This is a genomic window from Micromonospora sp. NPDC050187, assembly GCF_044459745.1.
Taxonomy (GTDB): domain Bacteria; phylum Actinomycetota; class Actinomycetes; order Mycobacteriales; family Micromonosporaceae; genus Micromonospora.
Genome location: NZ_JBITJH010000001.1, coordinates 132,746 through 154,734, shown reverse-complemented (window position 1 = coordinate 154,734; position 21,989 = coordinate 132,746). Strand labels below are relative to the sequence as shown.

The window sequence follows — 21,989 nt, the reverse complement described above, 5'->3', positions numbered from 1 at the left end:
CCGGGCGCTGTGCCATCGTGTCAGGCGTGGATCAAGGAGGAAGCACTCCCGTCTTCGCTGCCAGCGCGCAGGTCGACGGTGATCACCTCCGGGTCGTCGTGACCGGTGAGGTCGACATGGCGACCGCCGAGACCATGCTCCAGACCGCGCTGCGGGAGCCGGCCCGACGGCTGACCCTGGACCTGCGGGCGGTCACCTTCTTCGACTCCGCCGCCGTCCACGCCGTCGTCCAGCTCGCCAGACGATTCCCCGACACCCTGGCCGTGCTGCCGTCCCGCCAGGTGCGCCGGGTGCTCGAGATCGCCGGCCTCGCCGGCCAGCACTGGTTCGACCGGAGCTGACCGCCCGCGTACCGCGCCGGCCGTCGGGGTCAGTTCGCCAACCGCCGACGCAGGGTCACCTCCGTACCGGTCTCCGTACGGCTCACCGAAAGGTCGCCGAGCGCGCGGATCAGGGAGAGCCCCCGGCCCCGGAAGGCCGACCCGGACGACTGCCGCCACTGGCCGCTGTCCCGGACGGTGAGGGTGACCGTCCGGTCCTCGATGGTCACCTCCACGTCGATCACCGGCTCGGCCGGCGCCACCGGATGCTCCATCGCGTTCGCCGCCGCCTCGGAGACCGCCACGGTCAGGTCGAACAGGTCCGTCTCGCCGACGTCGTGGGCGACGAGGAAGTTCTCCACCCGCTTGCGCAACACGCTCAACCGGGCCGGGTCGGCGGGCAGCCGCATCGCGAAACGGTCCTGTTCGGTCGCCTCCAGCGCGAGCACCGCCACGTCGTCGCGGCGGGGACTCTCGACGACGCGCTCGACGACGGAGTCCACCAGGTCGGCGACGTGTCCGCCGAAGCCCGCCACGTCCGACCTGAGCTGCGCGAACCCGACGTCGATGCCGAGATGCCGGTCCTCGATCAGGCCGTCGGTGTAGAGCAGCAGCCGGCCGCCCGCCTCCAGCGTCCCCGTCTCGGTCCGGTACGACGTGTCGGGGATGGCGCCGACCGGTGGGCCCAGGGCGCGGTCGTGCAGGAACGCCACGTCACCTCCTCGGATCAGGAGCGGGGACGGATGGCCTGCGCTGGCGTACCGCAACCGCCCGGTTCGGGGATTGAAACAGAGGCAGACGACAGTGGCGAACGAGCGCCGCTCGACGGAGCCGACCAACCGGTTGAGCCGGGTCAGCGACTCGCCCGGGTCGAAGCCCTCCAGCGCGTACGCGCGCAGCGCGTTGCGGAGCTGCCCCATGACCGCGGCGGCGTGCACACCCTTGCCCACCACGTCCCCGATGACCAGCACCAGTTCGTCGTCGACCTCGATCGCGTCGTACCAGTCGCCGCCGACCTCGACGTCACCGCTGCCGGGCAGGTAACGGCTGGCCAGCACCGCGCCGGGCAGCTGCGGCAGGGTGCGGGGCAGCAGGCTGTGCTGAAGGGTAGTGGCGATCCGGTGCTCCGCCTCGTAGAGCTGGGCGTTCTCCAGCCGTACGCCGACCAGCCGGGCAAGTTCGGTCAACGCGGCCTGCTCGGCTTCGGCGAGAACCCCGTTCCGGCGCCAGATCCGCAGCTCGCCGAGGGGTTCGCCGGTGGTGCCGGCCAACGGCAGGACGACCGACGGGTCGCCGGACGAGTCACCGCCGCCGTCCGCCTCGTACCGGGCGTCGGCGGTGGTGACCACGGCCCGCGCCGCGTCGACCAGGGAGAGCGCGTGCCGGGCGGCGACGGCGACCACGTCGGCGGTGGAGCGGGCGGTGTTGACCGCCACCGCCGCGTCGGCGAGGGCGCGCAGTCGCCGGATGATCTGCCCCCGCAGCTGCCCGAGTTCGACGTTCGCCCGGACCCGGGCGATCAGCTCCTGCCCCGAGAAGGGCTTGGTCAGATAGTCGTCGGCGCCGACGGAGAGCCCGGCGACCGCCTCGGCCGAGCCGGCCCGGGCGGAGAGCAGCACGATCGGCACGTACCGGGTTCGCGGATTCGCCCGCAGCGCGGTGACCAGGCCGAACCCGTCCAGCCCCGGCATCATCACGTCGGTCAGCACCAGGTCGAACCGGGAGGTCTCGATCGCCTCCAGGGCGGCGACACCGTCGGCGACCGCGACGACCTCCCAGGAGAAGGCGAGCAGCCGGGTGACGTGTTCCCGCAGGTCGGCGTTGTCGTCGACGACCAGGATCCGGCCCGCCCGTGGTCCGCCCCGGCCGGTCCCGCCCGCCGGAGCCGGCTCGGCGGACCAGAAGGCCGCCTCGGAGACGTACGACCGGGCCAGCGGGGACTCGGGAAGCCGGGCGGGCCCGTCGACGACCCGGTCGGCCGGCAGGTGCGTGGAACCGAACGGCAGGGTGACGGTGAAGGTGCTCCCCCCGCCCACCCGACTGGTCACGCCGACGTCGCCGCCGTGCATCCCGACCAGCTCCCGAACCAGGGCCAGACCGATCCCGGTCCCCTCGTGGGAGCGCGAACGCATCCCGGACACCCGGCGGAACCGCTCGAAGACGTGCGGCAGCTCGTCGCCGGGGATGCCGACGCCGGTGTCGGTCACCTCCAGCGACGCACCGCCCGGCACCGCCCGGACGCGAACCCGGATCTCCCCGTCGAAGGTGAACTTCACCGCGTTGGAGACCAGGTTGAAGACGATCTTCTCCCACATGTCCCGGTCCAGGAAGACCGGCGCGGGCAGCGGCGGGCAGTCCACGGTCAGCCGCAGCCCGGCCCGCTCGGTGGCGGAGCGGAACGTGCTGGTCAGCCGGGCCGTGTAGTCGGCCAGGTCGGTGGGACGGTAGTCGGCGACGAGCCGGCCGGACTCCAGCCGGGAGAAGTCCAGGACGGTGTTGACCAGCTTGAGCAGGCGCAGCGCGTTGCGGTGCATCACGGTGAGCCGCTCGGTGTGGTCGGCCGGCAGGTCCGGGTCGGCGAGCATGTCCTCCAGCGGCCCGAGCACCAGGGTCAGCGGGGTGCGGAACTCGTGGCTGACGTTGGCGAAGAAGGTGGTCTTCGCCCGGTGCAGCGCGGCCAGTTCGGCGGCGCGGGCCCGCTCCTGCTCGTACGCCCGCTGCCGGGCCACCGCGCGGGAGACCTGCGCCGCGACGAGGTCGAGGAAGGTGCGGTACTCGGTGGTCAGCGGGAACCGCTCGGCGGTGCCGAGGACGAGCACCCCGACGGTCTGGTTGGCGACGAGCACGGGAAGCGCCAGCGCTCGCGGGGCCGTCCCGGCCGGTGCCGGGTCGACCAGGTCGGCGAGGTCGACCGACCGGGCGGCGGCACCGGCGAGCACCCGCCGGACCGCCTCCGGCAGCGCCTCGGCCGACGTCACCCGGGCGGGGTCGACGCCGCTGCACCCGGCCAGGGTGACCCGGGCGGTCGCGTCGGTCAGGTAGAGCAGGCCCAGCGGGACGTCCGCGTGGTGTGCGTCGAGCACGGCGGCCGTGGACCGGCCCAGGTCGGCGCCGTCCTCGATGTCGGTGAGGCGGGCGCCGAGGTCGGCCAGGGCACGCAGGCGGCGTTCCCCGAGCACCCGGCCGGTGGTCTCGTTGACGATGCAGTACACCCCGCTGATCGAGCCGTCGTCGCCGCGGACCGGATCGTAGGAGACGTCGAAGTAGACCTCTTCGAGATAGCCGTGCCGGCGCAGCAGGAAGGGACGGTCCTCGGCCCGGTAGGACTCGCCGGTGCGGCGGACGCCGTCCAGGAGCGGTCCGAGGTCCGCCCAGGTCTCGGTCCAGTGCTCCCGCGCCGGCTGGCCGAGGACGTACGGGTGTTTGGTGCCGATGGTCGGCAGGTAGGCGTCGTTGTAGAAGGCCCGGTGGTCGTCGCCCCAGAACATCACGATCTGGGCCTTGGAGGTGAGCATCATGGCGACCGCGTTGGCCAGCGCCGGAGGCCACTGCTCCGGGAGGCCGATCGGGTTGTCGGTCCAGTCGAGGTCACGAATCCGGGCGCCCATCTCACCGCCGGCCGCGAAGGCAGCCGTCAACTGCGGCGGTACTCCCTTACCCGTGGTGCCCGTGGATGGGCCACGCTCGTCCACGCCCCCCTGGGCCGAGCCCATGCTGCCTCCCGCTCCGGCCGCGTCCGGCGCGCCCCTGAACCATCGCCCGCCCGTGCTCCGGCTTGTACCCAAGCGGAACAGCAACGTAACGCATGCCGTCCGCGCGACGCTGGTTACCCGGACCTCGTCGTGACGTCACCGGCCGATCACCGGATCGTCGGCCGGCCCGGACGGGTTCGGTGGGAGGCTTCGGGACGCCGGCAGCCGGCGGGCGATGGACGGAACGGGTGACGGAAGATCAGAAGACCGGCAGGCCGTCGATGCTCGCGGCGTTCTTCGTCGACCGGTAGACCACCAGGTCCTCGGTCGTCCGCCGGGAGTGGTTGGTGAGCAGCATGTCCCGGTCGCCCTGGTACTCCATGAACGGCACCGAGAAGCCGCAGGAGTCGGAGACCCGGTCGACCTCCACGGTGACGACGGCCCGGACGGCGTGCAGGTCGGGCGGGTCGGGGAAATCGGCGAGCCGGGTGGCGAAGTCGGGCGTGTCCACCGCGACGGTGTCGCCCCGCCCATGCAGCCGGACGACCTTGGGCGGGCCGGCGAAGGCGCAGAACATCAGCGTGATCCGGCCGTTGTCCCGCAGGTGGGCGATCGTCTCCGCGCCGCTGCCGTGGTAGTCGAGGTAGGCCACCCGGTGCGGGCCGAGGACCACGAACGTGCCCCGCATGCCCTTCGGCGACACGTTGACGTGCCCGTCGACCGAGGTGGGGGCGGTCGCCACGAAGAAGACCGGCTGCGCCTCGATGAACGTGCGCAGCCGTCCGTCGATCTCGGGATACACCTTGCCCATGTCGTCCATCGTCGCACCGGTGCGGCACCCCCGGTGCCCCGGGCCCGCCGGGCGGGACGTCCGCGCGACGTCGCCCCTAATTGCCTTGCCGGCCCATTGACACCGGGCGCATCCTTGACCTCGTGACCAGGCCCGATCCCGGGCCAACGCCGGGCACTCGGAACCCCGGCACCGCGGCGGCGCGGGGCGTCGGTCACCTCTCTCTCACCGGTACGGCGATCCGCCGTGCCCGACAACCGCCCCGCGCCGCCGCACCCCGGCCGGCCCGTCGCCGGGTGTGGGCGACGTCACCGGTCGCCGCGCAGCCGGGCGGTGATCTCGTCGGCCGGCGCGGGTGGGCCGAAGAACCTCCCCTGCCCGGTGTCGCAGCGCAGCGCACGGAGCCGTTCGGCCTGTGCCGCCGTCTCCACCGCCTCGGCGGTCACCCAGAGCTCCACCGCGTGCGCCAGTCGCACCAGCGCGTCGACGATCCGCTCGTCCCGGTGCCCGGCGGGCGAGTCCGGTCCGTCGGCCCGGATCCCCTCCACGAACGGCCCGGCCAGCTTCAGCGAGTGGATCGGCAGTTTCCGCAGGTACGCCAGATTCGAGTACCCGGTGCCGAAGTCGTCGACGGCGAGTCGTACGCCGAGGTCGGCAAGGCGGTGCAGGGACCGTAGCGGCTCGCCCGCCGTCCCCATCACCGCGCTCTCGGTCAGCTCCAGCTGGAGCAGCTCGGCGGGAAGTCCGCTGGTGGTGAGCGCCTCCGCGACGGTGCCCACGATCTCCGGGTCGTCCGCCTGCCGGGCGGCGAGGTTGACGCTCACCACCAGCCGGGCCTCGGGGAACTCGGTCAGCCAGGCCCGGGCGTCCCGGCAGGACCGGTCGAGCACCCAGCGGCCGAGCTGCACGATCAGCCCGGTCTCCTCGGCGAGGCCGATGAACGCGTCCGGTCCGAGCAGGCCCAGTTCCGGGTGCTGCCAGCGGACGAGCGCCTCGACGGCGACCATGGTCGAGTCGAGCAACGAGACGATCGGCTGGTAGTGGACCACGAACTCGCCCCGCTCCAGCGCCGCCGGTAGGCCGGCGACCAGCGCGGAGCGGGCGATGTCCCGCGCGCCACGCTCGGGGTCGTAGACCGCCCACCGGCCCCGCCCCTCCGCCTTGGCCCAGTAGAGCGTGGTGTCGGCGGCCTTCATCAGCTCCGACACGCTGGTCTCACCGACCGCGCAGCCGACGATGCCGACGCTCGCCGACACGGCGAGCTGCTGTCCGGCGACGTGCACCGGGGCGGCCACGGCCGTCAGGGCGCTCTCCGCGACTCCGGTCGCGCGGTCGGCGTCACCGCCGTCGACCAGGATGACGAACTCGTCCCCGCCCATCCGGGCGACCAGGTGCCCGTGCTCGGCGACGCAGTTCGCCAGCCGCTGGGCGATCACCACCAGCAGCCGGTCGCCGAGGTCGTGGCCGAGGCTGTCGTTGATCGCCTTGAAGCCGTCCAGGTCGAGGAAGCAGACCCCCACCCGGTGCTCCGGCGTGGCCTGGGCGAAGATGCCACCGAGGGTCTCGAAGAACAGTGTCCGGTTGGGCAAGCCGGTCAACGGGTCGTGCAGCGCCTGGAAGCGGAGCCGCTGCTGGAGCTCGTACCGGTCGGTGATGTCCTCGATCATCGCCACGGTGAACCTCGGCCGGCCGTCGTCGTGCCGGATCAGGGAGACGGCCAGGTCGGTCCAGACGACGGTGCCGTCCTTGCGGTGGTAACGCTTCTCCACCCGGACCGAGTCGTGCCGGCCCGTGACGAGATCCTGGTACAGCTCCCACATTCCGGCCGCGTCGTCCACATGGAACAACGCGGCCACGTTGGTCTCGCGCAGCTCTGCGGGGGTGTAGCCGAGCATGTCCGCGAAGGACTGGTTGACGTCGATGATCTGACCGTCGGTGCCGGCGATGCCGATCCCGGTCGCCGCTCCGGTGAAGACCGCCCGGAAGCGGGCCTCGCTGTCGCGTAACGCCTGCTCCACGTCGTCCCGGGCCTGCCAGGCGGACCGGGCGATCCGCTCCTGCTGGGTGAAGGTCCGGTCCCGCAGCGCCCGGGCGAACCCGGCGGCGAGCGCGCCCTGCAGGGCGGCGACCCGGTCGACGGCCTCCGGAACGTCCCGGTGCCCGGGGAGGACCTCGGCGAGGAACCGGGCACCGAGGGCGCGCACCGACCAGTCGAGCACCCGGGGTTCGGTCAGGTGCGCCTCGACCAACGCCCGCCCGACCTCCCCGGCCGGTTGTGGCGTGAAGACGGCGGCCCGGACCGTCTCGGCCAGCCGTGTCGTGTGGACCAGCAGCAGTCGCTCGGTCTCGGCCGCACTCAACGGCACGAACCCCAGCCGGCGCACCGACCGGGCCCAGTCGGCGGCGTACCGCCGGGCTCCGGCGTGGTGCAGCCCCTTCTCGTCCGGTCCCCCGGCAGAGCCGCCCACCGTCGCCTAGCCGGCGGTACGGTCGTTCCGGGCGACCGCGCCGAACGCGCCGAACCGCTCCGGGTGCTCGTCCACGTCGGAGGGCGAGTCCGGCCGCCACAGCGGCATGTGCACCACGCCCGGGTCGAGAATCGTCCAATCGCCGAAGAACGCGGCGACCGCCGCCCGCGACCGCAGGGTGATCTCGGTGTCGGTACGCGCGGAGAGCCGCTGCGCGTCCAGCATCTCCGGCGGCTGGTCCTCGAAGGTGGAGTGCGAGACGACCAGGAAGCTGCCGGGCGCGGCGGCGGCCCGCAGGGTGGCCAGGATCTCGGCCGGGCGGTCCGCGTCCGGGACGAAGTGCACCACCCCGGCCAGGAGGATGCCCACCGGACGGTCGAGGTCGACCAGGCCGGAGGCACCGGCCTCGGCGAGGATCCGCTCCGGTTCGCGCAGGTCGGCGTGGAGCACCTCGGCCCGCTCGTTGCCGGCGAGCAGGTACCGGCTGTGGGCCACCGCCACCGGGTCGATGTCCACGTAGAGCACCCGGGCCGCCGGGTTCGCGGCCTGGGCGACCTCGTGCACGTTGCCCACGGTCGGGATGCCGGAGCCGATGTCCAGGAACTGGTCGATGCCGGCGTCGAGCAGCACCCGCACCGCCCGGCGCAGGAACGCCCGTCCGGCCCGCATGGTGGCGGGCAGGTTCGGGGTCATGGCGGCGATCTGCTCGGCGAGCTGCCGGTCGACCTCGAAGTTGTGGGCACCGCCGAGGAAGTAGTCGTACACCCGGGCCGCGCTCGGGCGGCTTAGGTCGATCCCGGCGGGCGTCCCGTCCGGCTGCTGCATCGTCCACCCCAGTCCGTGGCCGTGGGTCGTCGGCGACCCCACGGTCCAGATGCTCGGGTGGTCACCGACAGACCCGCAGGTCGTGTGGTGTGCCCACTCTAGGCCGCTGACTCCAGAATCAGCGAGATCCCCTGACCGACCCCGACGCACATGGTGGCCAGGGCACGCCGGGCGCCCCGGTGCCGCAGCTCCAGCGCGGCGGTCAGCGCGAGCCGGGCCCCGCTGGCGCCCAGCGGGTGACCGAGCGCGATCGCCCCGCCGTTGGGGTTGACGTGTTCGGCGTCGACGGGCAGGCCCAGCTCCCGCAGGACCGCGACGGACTGCGCGGCGAACGCCTCGTTCAGCTCGATCACGTCCACGTCGGCCAGTTGGAGGCCGAGCCGGTCGAGCAGCCGCCGGGTGGCCGGCACCGGTCCGATGCCCATGGTCCGGGGCGGCACCCCGGCCGCCGCGGCCCCGCCGACCCGGGCCAGCGGGGTCAGCCCGTACCGGGCGACGGCTGCCTCACCGGCGACCAGCAACGCCACCGCGCCGTCGTTGACGCCGGACGAGTTGCCGGCGGTGACCGTGCCACCCTCGCGGAACGGGGTGGGCAACGCGGCCAGCTTCTCCAGGGAGGTCTCCCGGGGGTGCTCGTCGGTGTCCACCAGCCGGGTGCCCCGACGCCCCTCCGGAACGGTCACCGGCACGATCTCCTCGGCGAACCGCCCGTTCGCCTGGGCCTTCGCGGCGCGCTGCTGCGAGCGGAACGCGAAGGCGTCCTGCGCGGCCCGGTCGACGCCGAACTCGGCGGCCACGTTCTCCGCCGTCTCCGGCATCGAGTCGATGCCCCACTGCTTCTTCATCAGCGGGTTGACCAGCCGCCAGCCGATCGTGGTGTCGTACACCTCGGCGGCTCGGGAGTACGGGGTGGCCGCCTTCGGCATGACGAACGGCGCCCGGCTCATGCTCTCCACCCCACCGGCGACCACCAGCTCGGCCTCGCCGGCCACCACCGCACGGGCGGCGGTGGCGAGCGCGTCGAGACCGGAGCCGCAGAGCCGGTTCACGGTGCTGCCGGGGACGGTCTCCGGCAGGCCGCCGAGGAGCGCCGCCATCCGGGCCACGTTCCGGTTGTCCTCCCCGGCCTGGTTGGCGCAACCGAGGACGACATCGTCCACCCGTTCCCAGTCCACCGTCCGGTGGCGGGTGACCAGCTCGCGGATCACGTGCGCGGCGAGGTCGTCGGGACGGACCCCGGCGAGGGCGCCGGCGTACCGGCCGATCGGGGTGCGGACTCCGGCCACCAGGTATGCCACGCTCATCGGTGCTGTCCTTCGGGGGTGGGAAGGGGCGGGGGCGGTGCCGGACGGGTCACGGCGACACCCGGCCAGGATATCGGCCGCCGGGAGCGGTGGGCAGGGCCGACCACCGGGGGCGGGTTAGATTGGCCGGCATGGGCCGCACCGAGACCACCGCCGGGGGCGCAGCCGCGCCGTCCGGCCGCCGGGCACTCCGTCCCGCCGGGCTCGTCCGGGCGTGACCGAACTCACCCGACGGGCCGCCGCGGTGGGCGCGGCCGGCTGTGTGCTCGGCGGCGCGGTCGCGGTCGTCGTCGCCGTGGTCGCCGGTCCCGGTCCGGGTCTCACCGGGTACGTCAGCGAGGCGGGCGTCACCGACAGCGGGTACGCCCCGACGTACCGGGCCGGGGTGTTCGCCCTGGCCGCCGGCCTGCTGCTGCTCGCCGTGGCGCTGCCGGCGGCGGCCCGACCGGCCGCTGCGCTGCTGGTGGCCGGGAGCTTCTGCACCCTGCTGTCCGGAGCGGTGACGTGCAGCGACGGCTGTCCGCTGCCCCCGTTCGAGCGGGCCACCACGGCCGATCTGGTGCACGGCGGGGCGAGCATCGCCGCGGTGGCCGCCGTGGTCTTCGCGATGGTGGCGGTCGTCCTGTGCTCCGCCGCCGGCCTGCGGGTACGCCGGGTGGCCGCCGTCGGCGCGCTGGTCGCCCTGCCGCTGGCCGCTGCGGTGGGGCTGGCGATGCTGGTCGTGGGGCGGAGCACACTGGTCGGCGTGCTGGAACGGCTGCTGCTGGCGGAGACCGTCGGCTGGGGCCTGCTCACCGCCACCCTGCTCAGCCTCCCCAACCGCCCCAGCCACCCGGTCCGGCAGTAGCAGCCGCCCGGTCGGGCGGTAGCCGTCGGGCGGTAGCAGGGGTCCCTTGTTACCGCTTTTTGACGAGGAAGGGTCCCCTGCACCCACCTCAGGCGCGGGTGCACAACGGGCATGTAAGGAGCCTCACCCGGGAAGCTCCTTTCGGCGCGATGGTGGCCGACGTATCGTCGCCAGGCGATGACCAACGTCTGGCACCTCACCGTCCGCCTGTACGTCGACCTCCGACGGCAGGCCAGCGGTGTCTGTCCGGCGCGGCTGCTCCCCTGACGCCGTCGCCGTTCCCCAGACCCTTGGACGTCCCGTGCCTTCCTTCCTGCGTAAGTTCCCCTTCTCGCTCCAGATCCTGCTCGGCCTCGTCGTCGGTGTCCTGCTCGGCTTCGTGGCCCGAGCCAACGACCTGAGCTGGTTGACCAGCACCCTCGACACCGTCGGCGGACTCTTCGTCCAGTTGCTCAAGCTGGCCGTACCGCCCCTGGTCTTCACTGCCATCGTGGTCAGCGTGGTGAGCCTGCGCGGCGTCGCCAACGCGGCCCGGCTGGCGCTGCGGACCCTGCTCTGGTTCGGCGTCACCGCCCTGATCGCGGTGGGTGTCGGCATCGGCCTCGGCCTGCTCACCAACCCCGGCCGGGGCGTCACCCTGGACACCGCCGGGGCGACCGCCCCGGAGCGGACCGGTTCCTGGACCGACTTCCTCACCGGGATCGTCCCGACCAACCCGGTCGGCGCGTTCGTCGAGGGCAACGTCCTCCAGATCGTCTTCCTCGCCCTGGTCGTCGGGGCGGCGGCGATGCTGGCCGGTCCGGCCGCCGAGCCGTTCGTGGCGGTCAACCGGGCACTGCTGGAGATCGTGCAGAAGGCCCTCTGGTGGGTGATCCGACTCGCCCCGCTCGGCACCCTCGGCCTGATCGGCAACGCGGTCGCCTCGTACGGCTGGGACCTGCTCGCCCCACTCGCCCGCTTCACCACCGCCGTCTACGTCGGCTCGGCGATCGTCCTGCTCGTGGTGTACCCGCTGGTGCTGGTCATCGCCGGCCGACTCAACCCGCTGCGCTTCTACGCCGGAGCCTGGCCGGCCGTGCAGCTCGCCTTCGTCTCCCGGTCCTCGGTCGGGACGATGCCGGTGACCCAGCGCTCCGTCGAACGCCTCGGCGTGCCCCGCGAGTACGCGTCCTTCGCGGTGCCCTTCGGCGCGACCACCAAGATGGACGGCTGCGCGGCGATCTACCCGGCGTTGGCCGCGATCTTCGTGGCCCAGGTCTTCGGCGTGGACCTCACCGTCACCGACTACCTGCTGATCGCCTTCGTCTCGGTGGTCGGCTCGGCGGCGACGGCCGGCCTGACCGGCGCGATCGTGATGCTCACCCTGACCCTGAGCACGCTCGGCCTGCCGCTGGCCGGGGTGGGTCTGCTGCTCGCCATCGACCCGATCCTGGACATGATCCGCACCGCCACCAACGTGGCCGGGCAGGCACTGGTGCCGACGGTCGTCGCCGCCCGCGAGGGCATCCTCGACCGGGACGCGTACGACTCCGCCGGTCGCCGGGACGCCGGTCACCGGGAAGCCACCGATCCCGCCCACCCGGACCGCCCCACCCAGCCGACCGCCGATCGCCCCGCCGACGACCGCCCGGCCGACGACCTCGCGCCCACCCCGGCCTGATCTGGTTGCAGGGGGCCCTTCCTACCGCTTTTTGCGTAGCAAGGGCCCCCTGCAACCACACATCCCCTGCGACCACACTTCCCCTGCGACCGAACATCCCTGACAGGGCACCCGGACATCCCCCGAGAGGAACCGAGATGAGCGCCCTCTTCACCCCTCTGCCGCTGCGTGGGGTCACGCTGCCCAACCGGGTCGGCCTGGCCCCGATGTGCCAGTACCGGGCCGAGGCCGACGGCCGGCCGAACGACTGGCATCGGGTGCACCTCGGGGCCCGTGCCGTGGGTGGCGCGGGTCTGGTGCTGACCGAGGCCACCGCCGTGGTGCCGGAGGGCCGGATCAGCCCGCAGGACACCGGCCTCTGGTCCGGCGCGCAGGTCGACGCGTGGCGGCCGATCACCGACTTCCTCACCCGGCAGGGCTCGGTGCCGGCCGTCCAGCTCGCGCACGCCGGGTTCAAGGCGTCCACGTACCGGCCCTGGGCGTCGCGAAGCGGCGGGGTCCCGGACGCCGACGGCGGCTGGACGCCGGTCGGCCCCGGCGCGGAGCCCTTCGTGCCCGGCTACCGGACCCCCACCGCCCTGGACACCGCCGGCATCGAGGCGGTGGTCGAGGCGTTCGGCGCGGCGGCGGCACGGGCCGTGGACGCCGGCTTCGCCGCCGTGGAGGTCCATGCCGCACACGGGTACCTGCTGCACGAGTTCCTCTCCCCGCTGACCAACCACCGCACCGACGGCTACGGCGGTGACCGGGCCGGCCGGATGCGGCTCACCGTCGAGGTGGTCCGCGCGGTACGCGCGGCGGTCGGCGGGGACGTCCCCGTCCTGGCCCGGATCTCCGCCACCGACTGGGTCGACGGGGGCTGGACCGTCGACGACAGCGTGGCGCTAACCGGGGAACTGGCCGCCGCCGGGGTGGATCTGGTCGACTGCTCCTCCGGTGGAGCCTCGCCGGGCGCACGCATTCCGGTCGGGCCGGGCTACCAGGTGCCGCTGGCCGCCCGGGTCCGCCGCGACACGGGAGTGCCGACCGGCGCGGTCGGCCTGATCGTCGAACCGGAGCAGGCGGAGCGGATCATTGCCGAAGGCGAGGCCGACCTGGTGCTGCTCGGCCGGGAACTGCTGCGTGACCCGTACTGGCCGCGCCGGGCGGCGGCGAAGCTCGGCGCCGACCCGGGGTGGCCCGCCCCCTACGCCCGCGCCTTCTGACCGCCGGGCCGACACCGGCCCGACCGGTGGGCCGTCACCCGGCCGCGACCGGTAGGCCATCGGTCCGGTCCGCCACCGGTTCCGAGCGGTGGGCCGTCGGCCGGTCCCCAGGGCCACGACCGGTGCCGGACCCCGCCACGGGCGGGGCCGGCACCGGGTCAGCCGGCCAGGTGGGACCAGCGGTCGGCCAGGTCGGACCAGGGGCCCTGGGCGACCACCCGCCCGCCGACCAGCACCACCACGTGGTCGGCCTGGAGCAGGGCCGCCCGCTTGGACGTCGACCCGACCACCGTCACCCCGGAGGCCCGCAGCGCGGACCAGAGCGCCAGCTCGGTGGTGACGTCCAGGGCGGACGATACGTCGTCGGCGATCAGCAGTTCGGTACGTGGCGCCAGCGCGCGGGCCAGCGCGAGGCGCTGCAACTGCCCGCCGGAGAGCCGGGTGCCCTTGTGTCCGATCAGCAGTCCGAGCCCGGCGCCGGCCGCCGCCAGGTCGTGTTCGAGCTGCGCGGTGGAGACCGCGCTGCTGGCGTCCACCTGGTGTCCGAGGGTGATGTTGTCGACCACCGTGCCGGAGAGCACCCGGGGCAGCTGGCTGACGTAGCCGACCTGGTTGGGGCGCAGGAACAGCTCCGGTTCGGTGACCGGGTCCCCGTTCCAGGCCAGGCCGCCCGTGTGGTGCACGATGCCGGCCAGCGCCCGCAGCAGCGACGACTTGCCCGCGCCGACCGGCCCGACGACCAGCACGAGCTGGCCGCGCTCCACGGTCAGGTCGACGTCGCGGACCGCGACCAAGCCGTCCTCGTGCACCGCCGAGAAGCCGGTGAGCGTCAGCTCGCGCAGCGGGTGCCGGGGGGCCGGCTCCGGCGCGGGCGCGGTGCCGGCGGACAGGTCGAGCCCGGGCACCGCCGCCGAGTACGCCGTCATACCGGTCATCGCCACCGTCCGCTTCGTCCACACCCGGGCCGACGGGTACTGGGCGATCAGCGACGCGGTGGTCCAGGCGAACCAGCGGGCGGCGCCCAGGGTGGAGACGGCGACCAGGGTCGCGCCCGACGACAGCCCACCGGCGAGGAAGAGCGCCCACGCGCCGACCGGCAGCAGCCCGCTCACCACCGAGGGAGTCGACCGGGACCACACCTGCACCTTGATCTCCCGCCGCTGCCGGTCGCTGCGGACGGTGTCGAGGGTGGAGAGGTGGTCGAGCACCGGGCCGGTGGCTCCGGCGAGCTTCACCGTCCGGGCCGCCGACAGCGACGAGACCAGGGCGGTGGCGAAGGCCGCCCGAGCCGCCACGGTGGCCCGGGCGGAACGCTCCAGACGGGGCCCGAACAGCGTGGCCGCGAGCGCCGAGACCACCATCGTGCCGAGGAAGAACAGTGCCGGTACGACGCTGCCGGAGACCGCCGTCATCGCCACCACGAGCACCAGGCTGGTGGCGTTGTCCATCACGTTGTCGGCGAGCTGCACCACCCGTTCGGTGTCGCCGCCCTGGGCCACCACCTCGGCGGGGGTGTGCCCGCTGACCCGGCGCGAGCCGGTCTGCCCGTACAGCAGCCGGGCGCTGATCCGCAGGCTCTGCCGGACCCACCACTGCGGGAACCACAGGTTGGTCAGGTACGGCACCGGCAGGGTGACCAGGAGCGCGGCGACGATACCGATGGCCGGCAGCCAGATCGTGCCGACGTCGTCCACCACGCCCGCCCAGAGCCAGGGCAGCACCGCGCCGTCCAGCCCGAGGATCGAGGAGAAGGTGAACAGGGCCAGCGCGAACATGCCGTACCGGCCGTCGTTGACGACCAGGCGGAGGATCTCCCGTATCGTCCGGGCCGGTGGGGTCACCGGCGGGGACGGCGCGGCGGCCTCCGGCACGGCCGCTCCGACCGGCGTCGGGCGTTCCGCCACGGCCACCGCCGAGCGGGACGCGGCCTCCTCCCGGGCGGGGGACGCGCTCCCGTCGGCCGTCGGGTCGCTCCGGCCGTCCCGACCGCCTCCGGCCGGGACCAGCACCCGTTCACCGCCGCCGGTCGCGGTCGGCGGATCGTCGTACGCGCTGGTGTGGCTGGCGGCCAGCAGCCGGGCGAAGCGTTCCGACTCGTGCAGCGGCCCGGCCTCCACCACCGCGCCGTCGGCCAGCACCACCACCTCGTCGCACCGGCGGACGGAGGAGAGCCGGTGCGCGATGACGATGCCGATCCGGTCGGCGAGCAGGCGTTCGGTGGCCCGCTGCACCCGCGTCTCGGTGACCGGGTCCAGCCGGGCGGTCGCCTCGTCGAGGATCACCACGTGCGGATCGCGGACCAGGATCCGGGCGAACGCGACGAGCTGCTCCTGGCCGGCGGAGAGGACGTACCCGCCCTCGCCCAGCCGGGTGTGCACGCCCGCCGGCAGCTCCGCGACCCAACCGTCCAGGCCCAGCTCGTGCAGGGCCCGGCCGGCGGCGTCGAGCAGGTCCGGGTCGAAGAGCGCGACGTTCTCGGCGAGCGTGCCGGCGAGGATCTCGGTGCGCTGGGGCACCACGGCGACGAACCGGCGCAACTGCTCGACGTCCAGGTCGAGCAGGTCCTCACCGGCGAGCCGGACGGTCCCCCGGGGCAGGTCCACGGCGCGGGACAGCACCTTGGCCAACGTCGACTTGCCCGACCCGGTGCGCCCGATGACCGCGTACGACCGCCCCGGGACGAAGGTCAGGTGCACGTCGCGCAGGGCCGGCCCGCGGGCGCCCTCACTGGTCGGGTAGCGGAACGTCAGGCCCCGGATCTCCAGCCGGCCCGGGACCGGCGACGCGCCTCCGGTCGGCTCCTGCCGGGCGTCGGCGAGCAGCTGCACGCGGGCCCACGCGCCGAGGGCGGCCTGGAGCTGCGGCACCATCCGGGTGACCTGCTCGACGGTGCCGCCGAACGCGAGCACGAGCAGCCAGATGGCGGTCAGCCGGGCACCGTCGACGCGACCGGTGACCAGGGCCCAACCGCCGGCGAGGACCACGGCGCCGATGCCGAACCGGGTGACCACGGTGGCCGCGGTGCTGACCTGGGCGGTCAGTTTCCACACCCGTTCGCCCTTGCGCAGCACCTGGGACGCCCGCTGGGCGAAGAGCCGCAGCACGTACGGCCGGGCCAGGGTGGTCCGGACGTCGTCCTGGCCGTGGATGGCCTCCTCCAGCACCGCCGCCAGGTCGGACCAGGCCTCCTCCTCGGCCATCCGGGCCGGGGCGATCCGCGAGGTCGGGCCGCGCAGCAGGAGCACCAGCAGGATGGTCAGCACCAGCATGCCGATCCCGGCCGGCCACCAGACCAGCAGGGCGACCAGGGTGGAGAGCACGCCGGTGGCCAGCGCCTGGGTCAGCCGGACGCCGACGTGGCGCACCTCCGCGCCGACCTGGTAGACGTCCCCGTCGATCCGGTCGAGCAGCTCGCCGACCGGGGTGCCCTCCAGGGTCGGCAGGTCCTGGCCGAACGCGACCCGGCACAGCCGCCGCCGCACGTCCGCCGTCCAGTCGGCGGTGAGCCCCGCCATCACCAGACCGATCACCAGGTCGGCGAGCACGGCCGCGACCAGCGCTGCGGCCAGGAGCACGAAGAACACCCCGGAGCGGTGCACCAGCACCGGCCCGGCCAGGGCGGCGGCGGCGGCCTGTCCGGCGGCGCCGAGCACGATCAGGACGGCCACGAACGTCACCCGGCGGGGCGAGGTGACCCACAGGTCGCGGAGCAGACGCATGGAAGGAAATCCTCCGGTCCCGGGTGGCGGAACGTCCAGCCTCTCCGGCGGCGCGCGCCAGCTCAACGCATTTACGCCGCCAGCAGACGCCGGGGTGGGCTCAGAACAGCACGGTGGCGAGGGTGCCGACGGGCCGGAAGCCGCACCGCTGGTACACCCGACGCGCGGGCAGGTTGAAGTCGTTGACGTACAGGCTCACCGTCGGCGCGACGTGCAGCAGGGCGTGGCGCACCACGGCCGCCATCGCCGCCGTGGCGATCCCGCGCCCCCGCCACTGCGGGTCGACCCAGACCCCCTGGACCTGGGCGGTGCGCGGGGTCACCACGGCCAGCTCGGCCTTGAATACCACCTTGCCGTCGACGAACCGGGCGTACGCCCGACCGGCCCGGACCAGTTCGGTCACCCGCCGCCGGTAGCTGCGACCACCGTCGTCGATCAGGGGCGACACCCCGACCTCCTCGGTGTACATCGCGACCGCCGCCGGGAAGAGCACGTCGATTTCACCGGCGCGGACCTGTCGTACCTCCCGGTCGACCGGCACGCCGGGCAGCGCGTCCGTGGCGAGCAGGGGCTGGTTGGGGCGGACGTCCCGGGCCGGCCCCCAGCAGGCGGAGAGCCGGTCCCACAGGCCGAGGACGGCGTCCGCCCGGCCGACGATCGACGAACAGATCCGTTCCTCGCCGCAGAGCAGGTCGGCGAAGGCGGCGACGGCGGACTGGTCGGCCAGCACCGGGGTCAGGTTGCCGCCCAGCCAGCAGATCGACTCGACGTGCCGGCGTGGACCGTACCCGAGGATCCGCCCCTCCGCCCGCCACCAGGCCAGCCCGCGCGCGGCGACCCGTTCGGCCACCTGCGCCCCCGCGTAGGGGTCGCGGTCGAGCAGCCGCTCGACCGCGCGGCGCTCCGACTCGCCCAACTGCCGTACCGGCACCGTCAGCACGGATACCAGCCTGCCAGATGCGAGCGCTGTCGCGCCGGTCGAGTGACGAGCCCGCCGGGACCCCCGGCGACCCGGTGGCGGTGGGCCACCGGGCCGTGACGCGGTTCGGCGTGGTTCAGTGGACGGTGACCGTCGCGCCGCCGACCAGGTCGCGCAGGTCGTCCGGCAGTTCCGCGCCCATCTCGTCGGCGATCCGCAGGGCCTCCTCGATCAGCGTCTCCACGATCTGCGCCTCGGGCACCGTCTTGACGACCTTGCCCTTGACGAAGATCTGGCCCTTGCCGTTGCCGGAGGCGACGCCGAGGTCGGCCTCGCGCGCCTCCCCCGGGCCGTTGACGACGCAGCCCATCACGGCCACCCGCAGCGGCACCGGCAGCCCCTCCAGGCCGGCGGTGACCTCCTCGGCGAGCTTGTAGACGTCGACCTGGGCCCGCCCGCAGGACGGGCAGGAGACGATTTCCAGACCACGCTCGCGCAGGCCGAGCGACTCCAGGATCTGGTTGCCGACCTTGATCTCCTCGACCGGCGGGGCGGAGAGCGAGACCCGGATGGTGTCGCCGATCCCCTCGGCGAGCAGCGCGCCGAAGGCGACCGCCGACTTGATGGTGCCCTGGAACGCCGGGCCGGCCTCGGTCACGCCCAGGTGCAGCGGGTAGTCGCACCGCTCGGCGAGTTGCCGGTACGCCCGGATCATCACCACCGGGTCGTTGTGCTTGACCGAGATCTTGATGTCCCGGAAGCCGTGCTCCTCGAAGAGCGAGCACTCCCAGAGCGCCGACTCGACCAGCGCCTCGGCGGTGGCCTTGCCGTACTTGGCGAGGAGTCGCTTGTCCAATGAGCCGGCGTTCACGCCGATCCGGATCGGCACGCCCGCGTCGCCGGCCGCCCTGGCGATCTCCTTGACCTTGTCGTCGAACTGGCGGATGTTGCCCGGGTTGACCCGGACCGCCGCGCAGCCGGCGTCGATCGCCGCGAAGACGTACTTCGGCTGGAAGTGGATGTCCGCGATCACCGGAATCTGCGACTTCTTCGCGATGGCCGGCAGCGCCTCCACGTCGTCCTGGCTGGGCACGGCCACCCGGACGATCTGGCAGCCGGACGCGGTCAGCTCGGCGATCTGCTGCAACGTGGCGTTGACGTCGGCGGTGAGGGTGGTGGTCATCGACTGGACGGACACCGGCGCGCCACCGCCGACGGGCACCGGGCCGACCATGATCTGGCGGCTGGCGCGGCGGGGCGCCAGGGCCGGGGGCGGCACGACGGGCATACCGAGACTGACAGCGGTCACTTCAGGCACTCACCTTGAGAAGAGCGTGATCGGGTTGACGACGTCCGCCGTGATGGTCAGCAGCGTGAACACGCCACCGACCAGGATCACCGCGTACGTGACGGGCATGAGCTTGAGGTAGTCGACGCGGCCGGGGTCGGCCTTGCCGAACCGGGCGTAGGCCCAGGACCGGGCGCGTTCGAACCAGGCGATGGCGATGTGTCCGCCGTCCAGCGGCAGCAGCGGCAGCAGGTTGAACACGCCGATGAAGAAGTTCAGCGAGATGAAGAGCAGGACGAACACCTCCCAGGCGTCGTTGGCGACCGCCTCGCCGCCGAGCCGGCTCGCGCCGACCACGCTGATCGGGGTGTCGATGTCCCGCTCGCCGCCGGTGATCGCGTCCCAGAGAGCGGGCACCTTCTGCGGAATGCGCTTCATCGCCTCGTACGTGCCGACGGCCATGTTGCCGGTGTACTCGGCGGTCGCCCCGAACGCGTCGACCGGGCCGTAGGTGACCATGTTCGGGGTGCTGGGACGCAGGCCGACGCCGAGCGCGGCGACCGGCCCGACCTGCCCCTCCGCGTCGTCCAGCGGCGGACGCTGGGTGGTGGCGAGGGTGGCGCGGGTGGTGGCCGGCTGGCCGTCACGGACATAGCCGATCTCGGCGGTGCTGCCCGGGGCGGTGGCCCGCAGCGCGACGAGCAGCTGCCCGTAGTTGTCGATCGGGGCACCGTTGAGCGACGTGATCCGGTCGCCGCTGCGCAGCTGGGCCTGGGCGGCCGGACTGGCCGGGTCGGCGGGAGTGCACTCGCGGACGACGTTCTCCGGCACCACGCACTCGCCGAGCGCGATGACCGCCGGCTCCTTGCGGGCCTGTTCCTCGGTGGTCGGGAAGTCCGGGTTGGGCAGCCCCATGAAGACGGCGGCGAACCAGAGCGCGATGACGGCGAGCGCGAAGTGGGTGATCGACCCGGCGGCCATCACGATGGTCCGCTTCCAGACCGGGAAGCGCCACATGGCGCGCGGCTGGTCGGCCTCCTCGACGTCGTCGTCCTGCGGGGTCATTCCGACGATCTTGCAGAAGCCGCCGAGCGGGATGCCCTTGATGCCGTACTCGGTCTCCCCCCGCCGGAACGACCAGAGGGTGGGACCGAACCCGACGAAGTAACGGGTGACCTTCATCCCGAACGCCTTGGCGGTGAGCAGGTGCCCCGCCTCGTGCAGGCTGACCGAGATGAGGATGACCAGGGCGAAGAGCACCACCCCGAGCGGGTACGCCATCAAGCTCCTTCCACCGACGCCGCGATGATCTGCTGCGCGTGCGCGCGCGCCCAGGACTCCGCGCCGAGCACGTCCTCGACGGTACCTGGTTCGTCGAAGTCGGGAGCCTCCTCCAGCACCCGCTCCAGGGTGTCGACGATGCCCAGGAAGGGCAGTCGACCGGCGACGAAGGCGGCCACGCACTCCTCGTTCGCCGCGTTGTAGACGGCCGGGCGGCAGCGACCCGTCTCGCCGGCCGCCTTGGCCAGCCGGACCGCCGGGAACGCCTCGTCGTCCAGCGGAGTGAACTCCCAGGTGTGGGCGGTCGTCCAGTCGACCGCCGACGCGGCGTCCGGCACCCGGTCCGGCCAACCGATGCCGAGCGCGATCGGCAGCCGCATGTCCGGCGGGCTGGCCTGGGCGATCGTCGAGCCGTCGACGAACTCGACCATCGAGTGGATCACCGACTGCGGGTGCACCATCACGGTGATGTCGGCGTACGGCACGTCGAACAACTCGTGCGCCTCGATCACCTCCAACGCCTTGTTGACCATGGTGGCCGAGTTGATGGTGACCACCGGCCCCATGTTCCAGGTCGGGTGGGCGAGTGCCTGCTCCGGCGTGACCTGCGTCAGCTCGTCGCGCCGCCGGCCCCGGAACGGGCCGCCGCTGGCGGTGACCACCAGCCGCCGCACCTCGCCCCGCGACCCGGAGCGCAGGCACTGGGCCAGCGCCGAGTGCTCCGAGTCCACCGGCACGATCTGCCCCGGCCGCGTCACAGCGGCCTTCACCAGGGGGCCGCCGGCGACGAGGGACTCCTTGTTGGCGAGCGCGAGCGTACGCCCGGCGCGCAGCGCGGCCAGGGTCGGCGCGAGCCCGAGCGAGCCGACCACGCCGTTGAGCACCACGTCGCACGGCCACTGCGCCAGCTCCGTCATCGCGTCCGGCCCGGCGACGATCTTCGGGATCCGGAAGTCGCCGGTGGCGTACCCGCGCCGGCTCGCCTCGGCGTAGAAGGCCAGTTGGAGGTCCTGGGCGGCGGACGCCTTCGCCACCCCGACCGCCTCGACGCCCAGTTCGAGGGCCTGGGCCGCGAGCAGCGCGACGTTGCCGCCGCCCGCGCCGAGCGCCACCACCCGGAAGCGGTCCGGGTTGCGTCGCACGATGTCGATGGCCTGGGTGCCGATGGAACCGGTGGAACCGAGCAGGACGAGGTTCCGGGGAGAAGTCACCCGGCCATTCTTCCCCAGCCGCGCGAACCGCCCGCCGGGAGCCTCAGCCCTCGCCGCCGGAGTCCTCCGGCGGTGCCTCCTCACCCAGCAGATCGGCTGGGTCGACGGCGAACTCGAACGGCTGTCGCATCACGAAGCGGGTACCGGCGGCAGCAGCCGCCACCGGCCGGTACTCCCCCTCGGTCAACTCGAAGAGTGCGATGGTGGGCACCCGGTTCCGCAGGTCGACCCGGAGGAAGAACGGCACCCGCGCGGCGACGTACTCGCGCGGCCGGTCGATGACGTCCTTACGTCGGTTGCCGGGCGAGACGATCTCGCCGAGCAGCACGGCGTGCCGGATGTCCATCGTCGTGCGGCCGCCGGCAGGAACGTCAAGGACGACGATGTCCGGGATGAAGAGATCATCCCCCGACACCACGTTCGTCTCGATGTAGAGCCAGAGCTTCGCGCTTCTCGCCGC

At 73.4% G+C, this 21,989-nt stretch carries 15 protein-coding genes; 4 read left to right on the top strand and 11 right to left on the bottom strand.

Going from position 1 to position 21,989, the window contains the following annotated elements:
- The first annotated feature begins 26 nt into the window (after positions 1-26).
- The gene (locus tag ACIBJE_RS00675) at positions 27-341 is read left to right on the top strand and encodes an STAS domain-containing protein (protein ID WP_396741306.1); all 315 of its coding nucleotides are present in this window, start codon (positions 27-29) and stop codon (positions 339-341) included.
- A 29-nt stretch (positions 342-370) separates the two neighbouring features.
- On the opposite strand, the gene ACIBJE_RS00670 is transcribed toward ACIBJE_RS00675, so the two are convergent.
- The 5 genes from ACIBJE_RS00670 to pcaF form a co-directional block, all read right to left on the bottom strand.
- Positions 371-4,033: a SpoIIE family protein phosphatase gene (locus ACIBJE_RS00670; RefSeq protein ID WP_396741304.1), complete on the bottom strand. Its 3,663-nt coding sequence runs from the start codon at positions 4,031-4,033 to the stop codon at positions 371-373.
- 238 nt (positions 4,034-4,271) lie between these two features.
- Positions 4,272-4,823 carry a pyridoxamine 5'-phosphate oxidase family protein gene (locus tag ACIBJE_RS00665; RefSeq protein WP_396741302.1) on the bottom strand — a complete coding sequence of 184 codons (552 nt, stop codon included), beginning with the start codon at positions 4,821-4,823 and terminating at the stop codon, positions 4,272-4,274.
- 287 nt (positions 4,824-5,110) lie between these two features.
- Positions 5,111-7,270: a putative bifunctional diguanylate cyclase/phosphodiesterase gene (locus ACIBJE_RS00660; protein ID WP_396741300.1), complete on the bottom strand. Its 2,160-nt coding sequence runs from the start codon at positions 7,268-7,270 to the stop codon at positions 5,111-5,113.
- Between the two features lie 6 nt (positions 7,271-7,276).
- A complete protein-coding gene (locus ACIBJE_RS00655; protein WP_396741298.1) occupies positions 7,277-8,095 on the bottom strand; it encodes an SAM-dependent methyltransferase in 819 nt (272 codons plus the stop codon).
- Between the two features lie 98 nt (positions 8,096-8,193).
- Complete coding sequence (pcaF, locus tag ACIBJE_RS00650) at positions 8,194-9,399, bottom strand: 3-oxoadipyl-CoA thiolase (RefSeq protein ID WP_396741296.1); 1,206 nt, start codon at positions 9,397-9,399, stop codon at positions 8,194-8,196.
- A gap of 214 nt (positions 9,400-9,613) precedes the next feature.
- On the opposite strand from pcaF, the gene ACIBJE_RS00645 reads away from it, so the two are divergent.
- The 3 genes from ACIBJE_RS00645 (at position 9,614) to ACIBJE_RS00635 (ending at position 13,111) form a co-directional block, all read left to right on the top strand.
- Entirely contained in the window at positions 9,614-10,246 is a 633-nt protein-coding gene (locus ACIBJE_RS00645; RefSeq protein ID WP_396741294.1) for a DUF998 domain-containing protein, read from the top strand.
- Positions 10,247-10,559: 313 nt separating this feature from the next.
- Positions 10,560-11,906 carry a dicarboxylate/amino acid:cation symporter gene (locus ACIBJE_RS00640; RefSeq protein ID WP_396742198.1) on the top strand — a complete coding sequence of 449 codons (1,347 nt, stop codon included), beginning with the start codon at positions 10,560-10,562 and terminating at the stop codon, positions 11,904-11,906.
- Positions 11,907-12,043: 137 nt separating this feature from the next.
- Entirely contained in the window at positions 12,044-13,111 is a 1,068-nt protein-coding gene (locus tag ACIBJE_RS00635; protein ID WP_396741292.1) for an NADH:flavin oxidoreductase/NADH oxidase, read from the top strand.
- A 158-nt stretch (positions 13,112-13,269) separates the two neighbouring features.
- Here ACIBJE_RS00635 and ACIBJE_RS00630 read toward each other — a convergent pair whose 3' ends face one another.
- The 6 genes from ACIBJE_RS00630 to ACIBJE_RS00605 all read right to left on the bottom strand — a co-directional run bounded on the left by ACIBJE_RS00630 (position 13,270) and on the right by ACIBJE_RS00605 (position 21,947).
- The gene (locus tag ACIBJE_RS00630) at positions 13,270-16,830 is read right to left on the bottom strand and encodes an ATP-binding cassette domain-containing protein (RefSeq protein WP_396741290.1); all 3,561 of its coding nucleotides are present in this window, start codon (positions 16,828-16,830) and stop codon (positions 13,270-13,272) included.
- 100 nt (positions 16,831-16,930) lie between these two features.
- Positions 16,931-17,770 carry a GNAT family N-acetyltransferase gene (locus ACIBJE_RS00625; protein WP_396741288.1) on the bottom strand — a complete coding sequence of 280 codons (840 nt, stop codon included), beginning with the start codon at positions 17,768-17,770 and terminating at the stop codon, positions 16,931-16,933.
- A gap of 115 nt (positions 17,771-17,885) precedes the next feature.
- Positions 17,886-19,058 carry a flavodoxin-dependent (E)-4-hydroxy-3-methylbut-2-enyl-diphosphate synthase gene (ispG, locus tag ACIBJE_RS00620; RefSeq protein WP_396741286.1) on the bottom strand — a complete coding sequence of 391 codons (1,173 nt, stop codon included), beginning with the start codon at positions 19,056-19,058 and terminating at the stop codon, positions 17,886-17,888.
- 9 nt (positions 19,059-19,067) lie between these two features.
- Entirely contained in the window at positions 19,068-20,318 is a 1,251-nt protein-coding gene (locus ACIBJE_RS00615; protein WP_396741284.1) for a M50 family metallopeptidase, read from the bottom strand.
- Positions 20,318-21,529, bottom strand: a complete 1,212-nt coding sequence (dxr, locus tag ACIBJE_RS00610; RefSeq protein ID WP_396741282.1) for a 1-deoxy-D-xylulose-5-phosphate reductoisomerase — start codon at positions 21,527-21,529, stop codon at positions 20,318-20,320. Before dxr ends, ACIBJE_RS00615 begins: the two co-directional genes overlap by 1 nt.
- Before the next feature lie 43 nt (positions 21,530-21,572).
- Entirely contained in the window at positions 21,573-21,947 is a 375-nt protein-coding gene (locus tag ACIBJE_RS00605) for a Uma2 family endonuclease (protein WP_396741280.1), read from the bottom strand.
- Between the last annotated feature and the right edge of the window lie 42 nt (positions 21,948-21,989).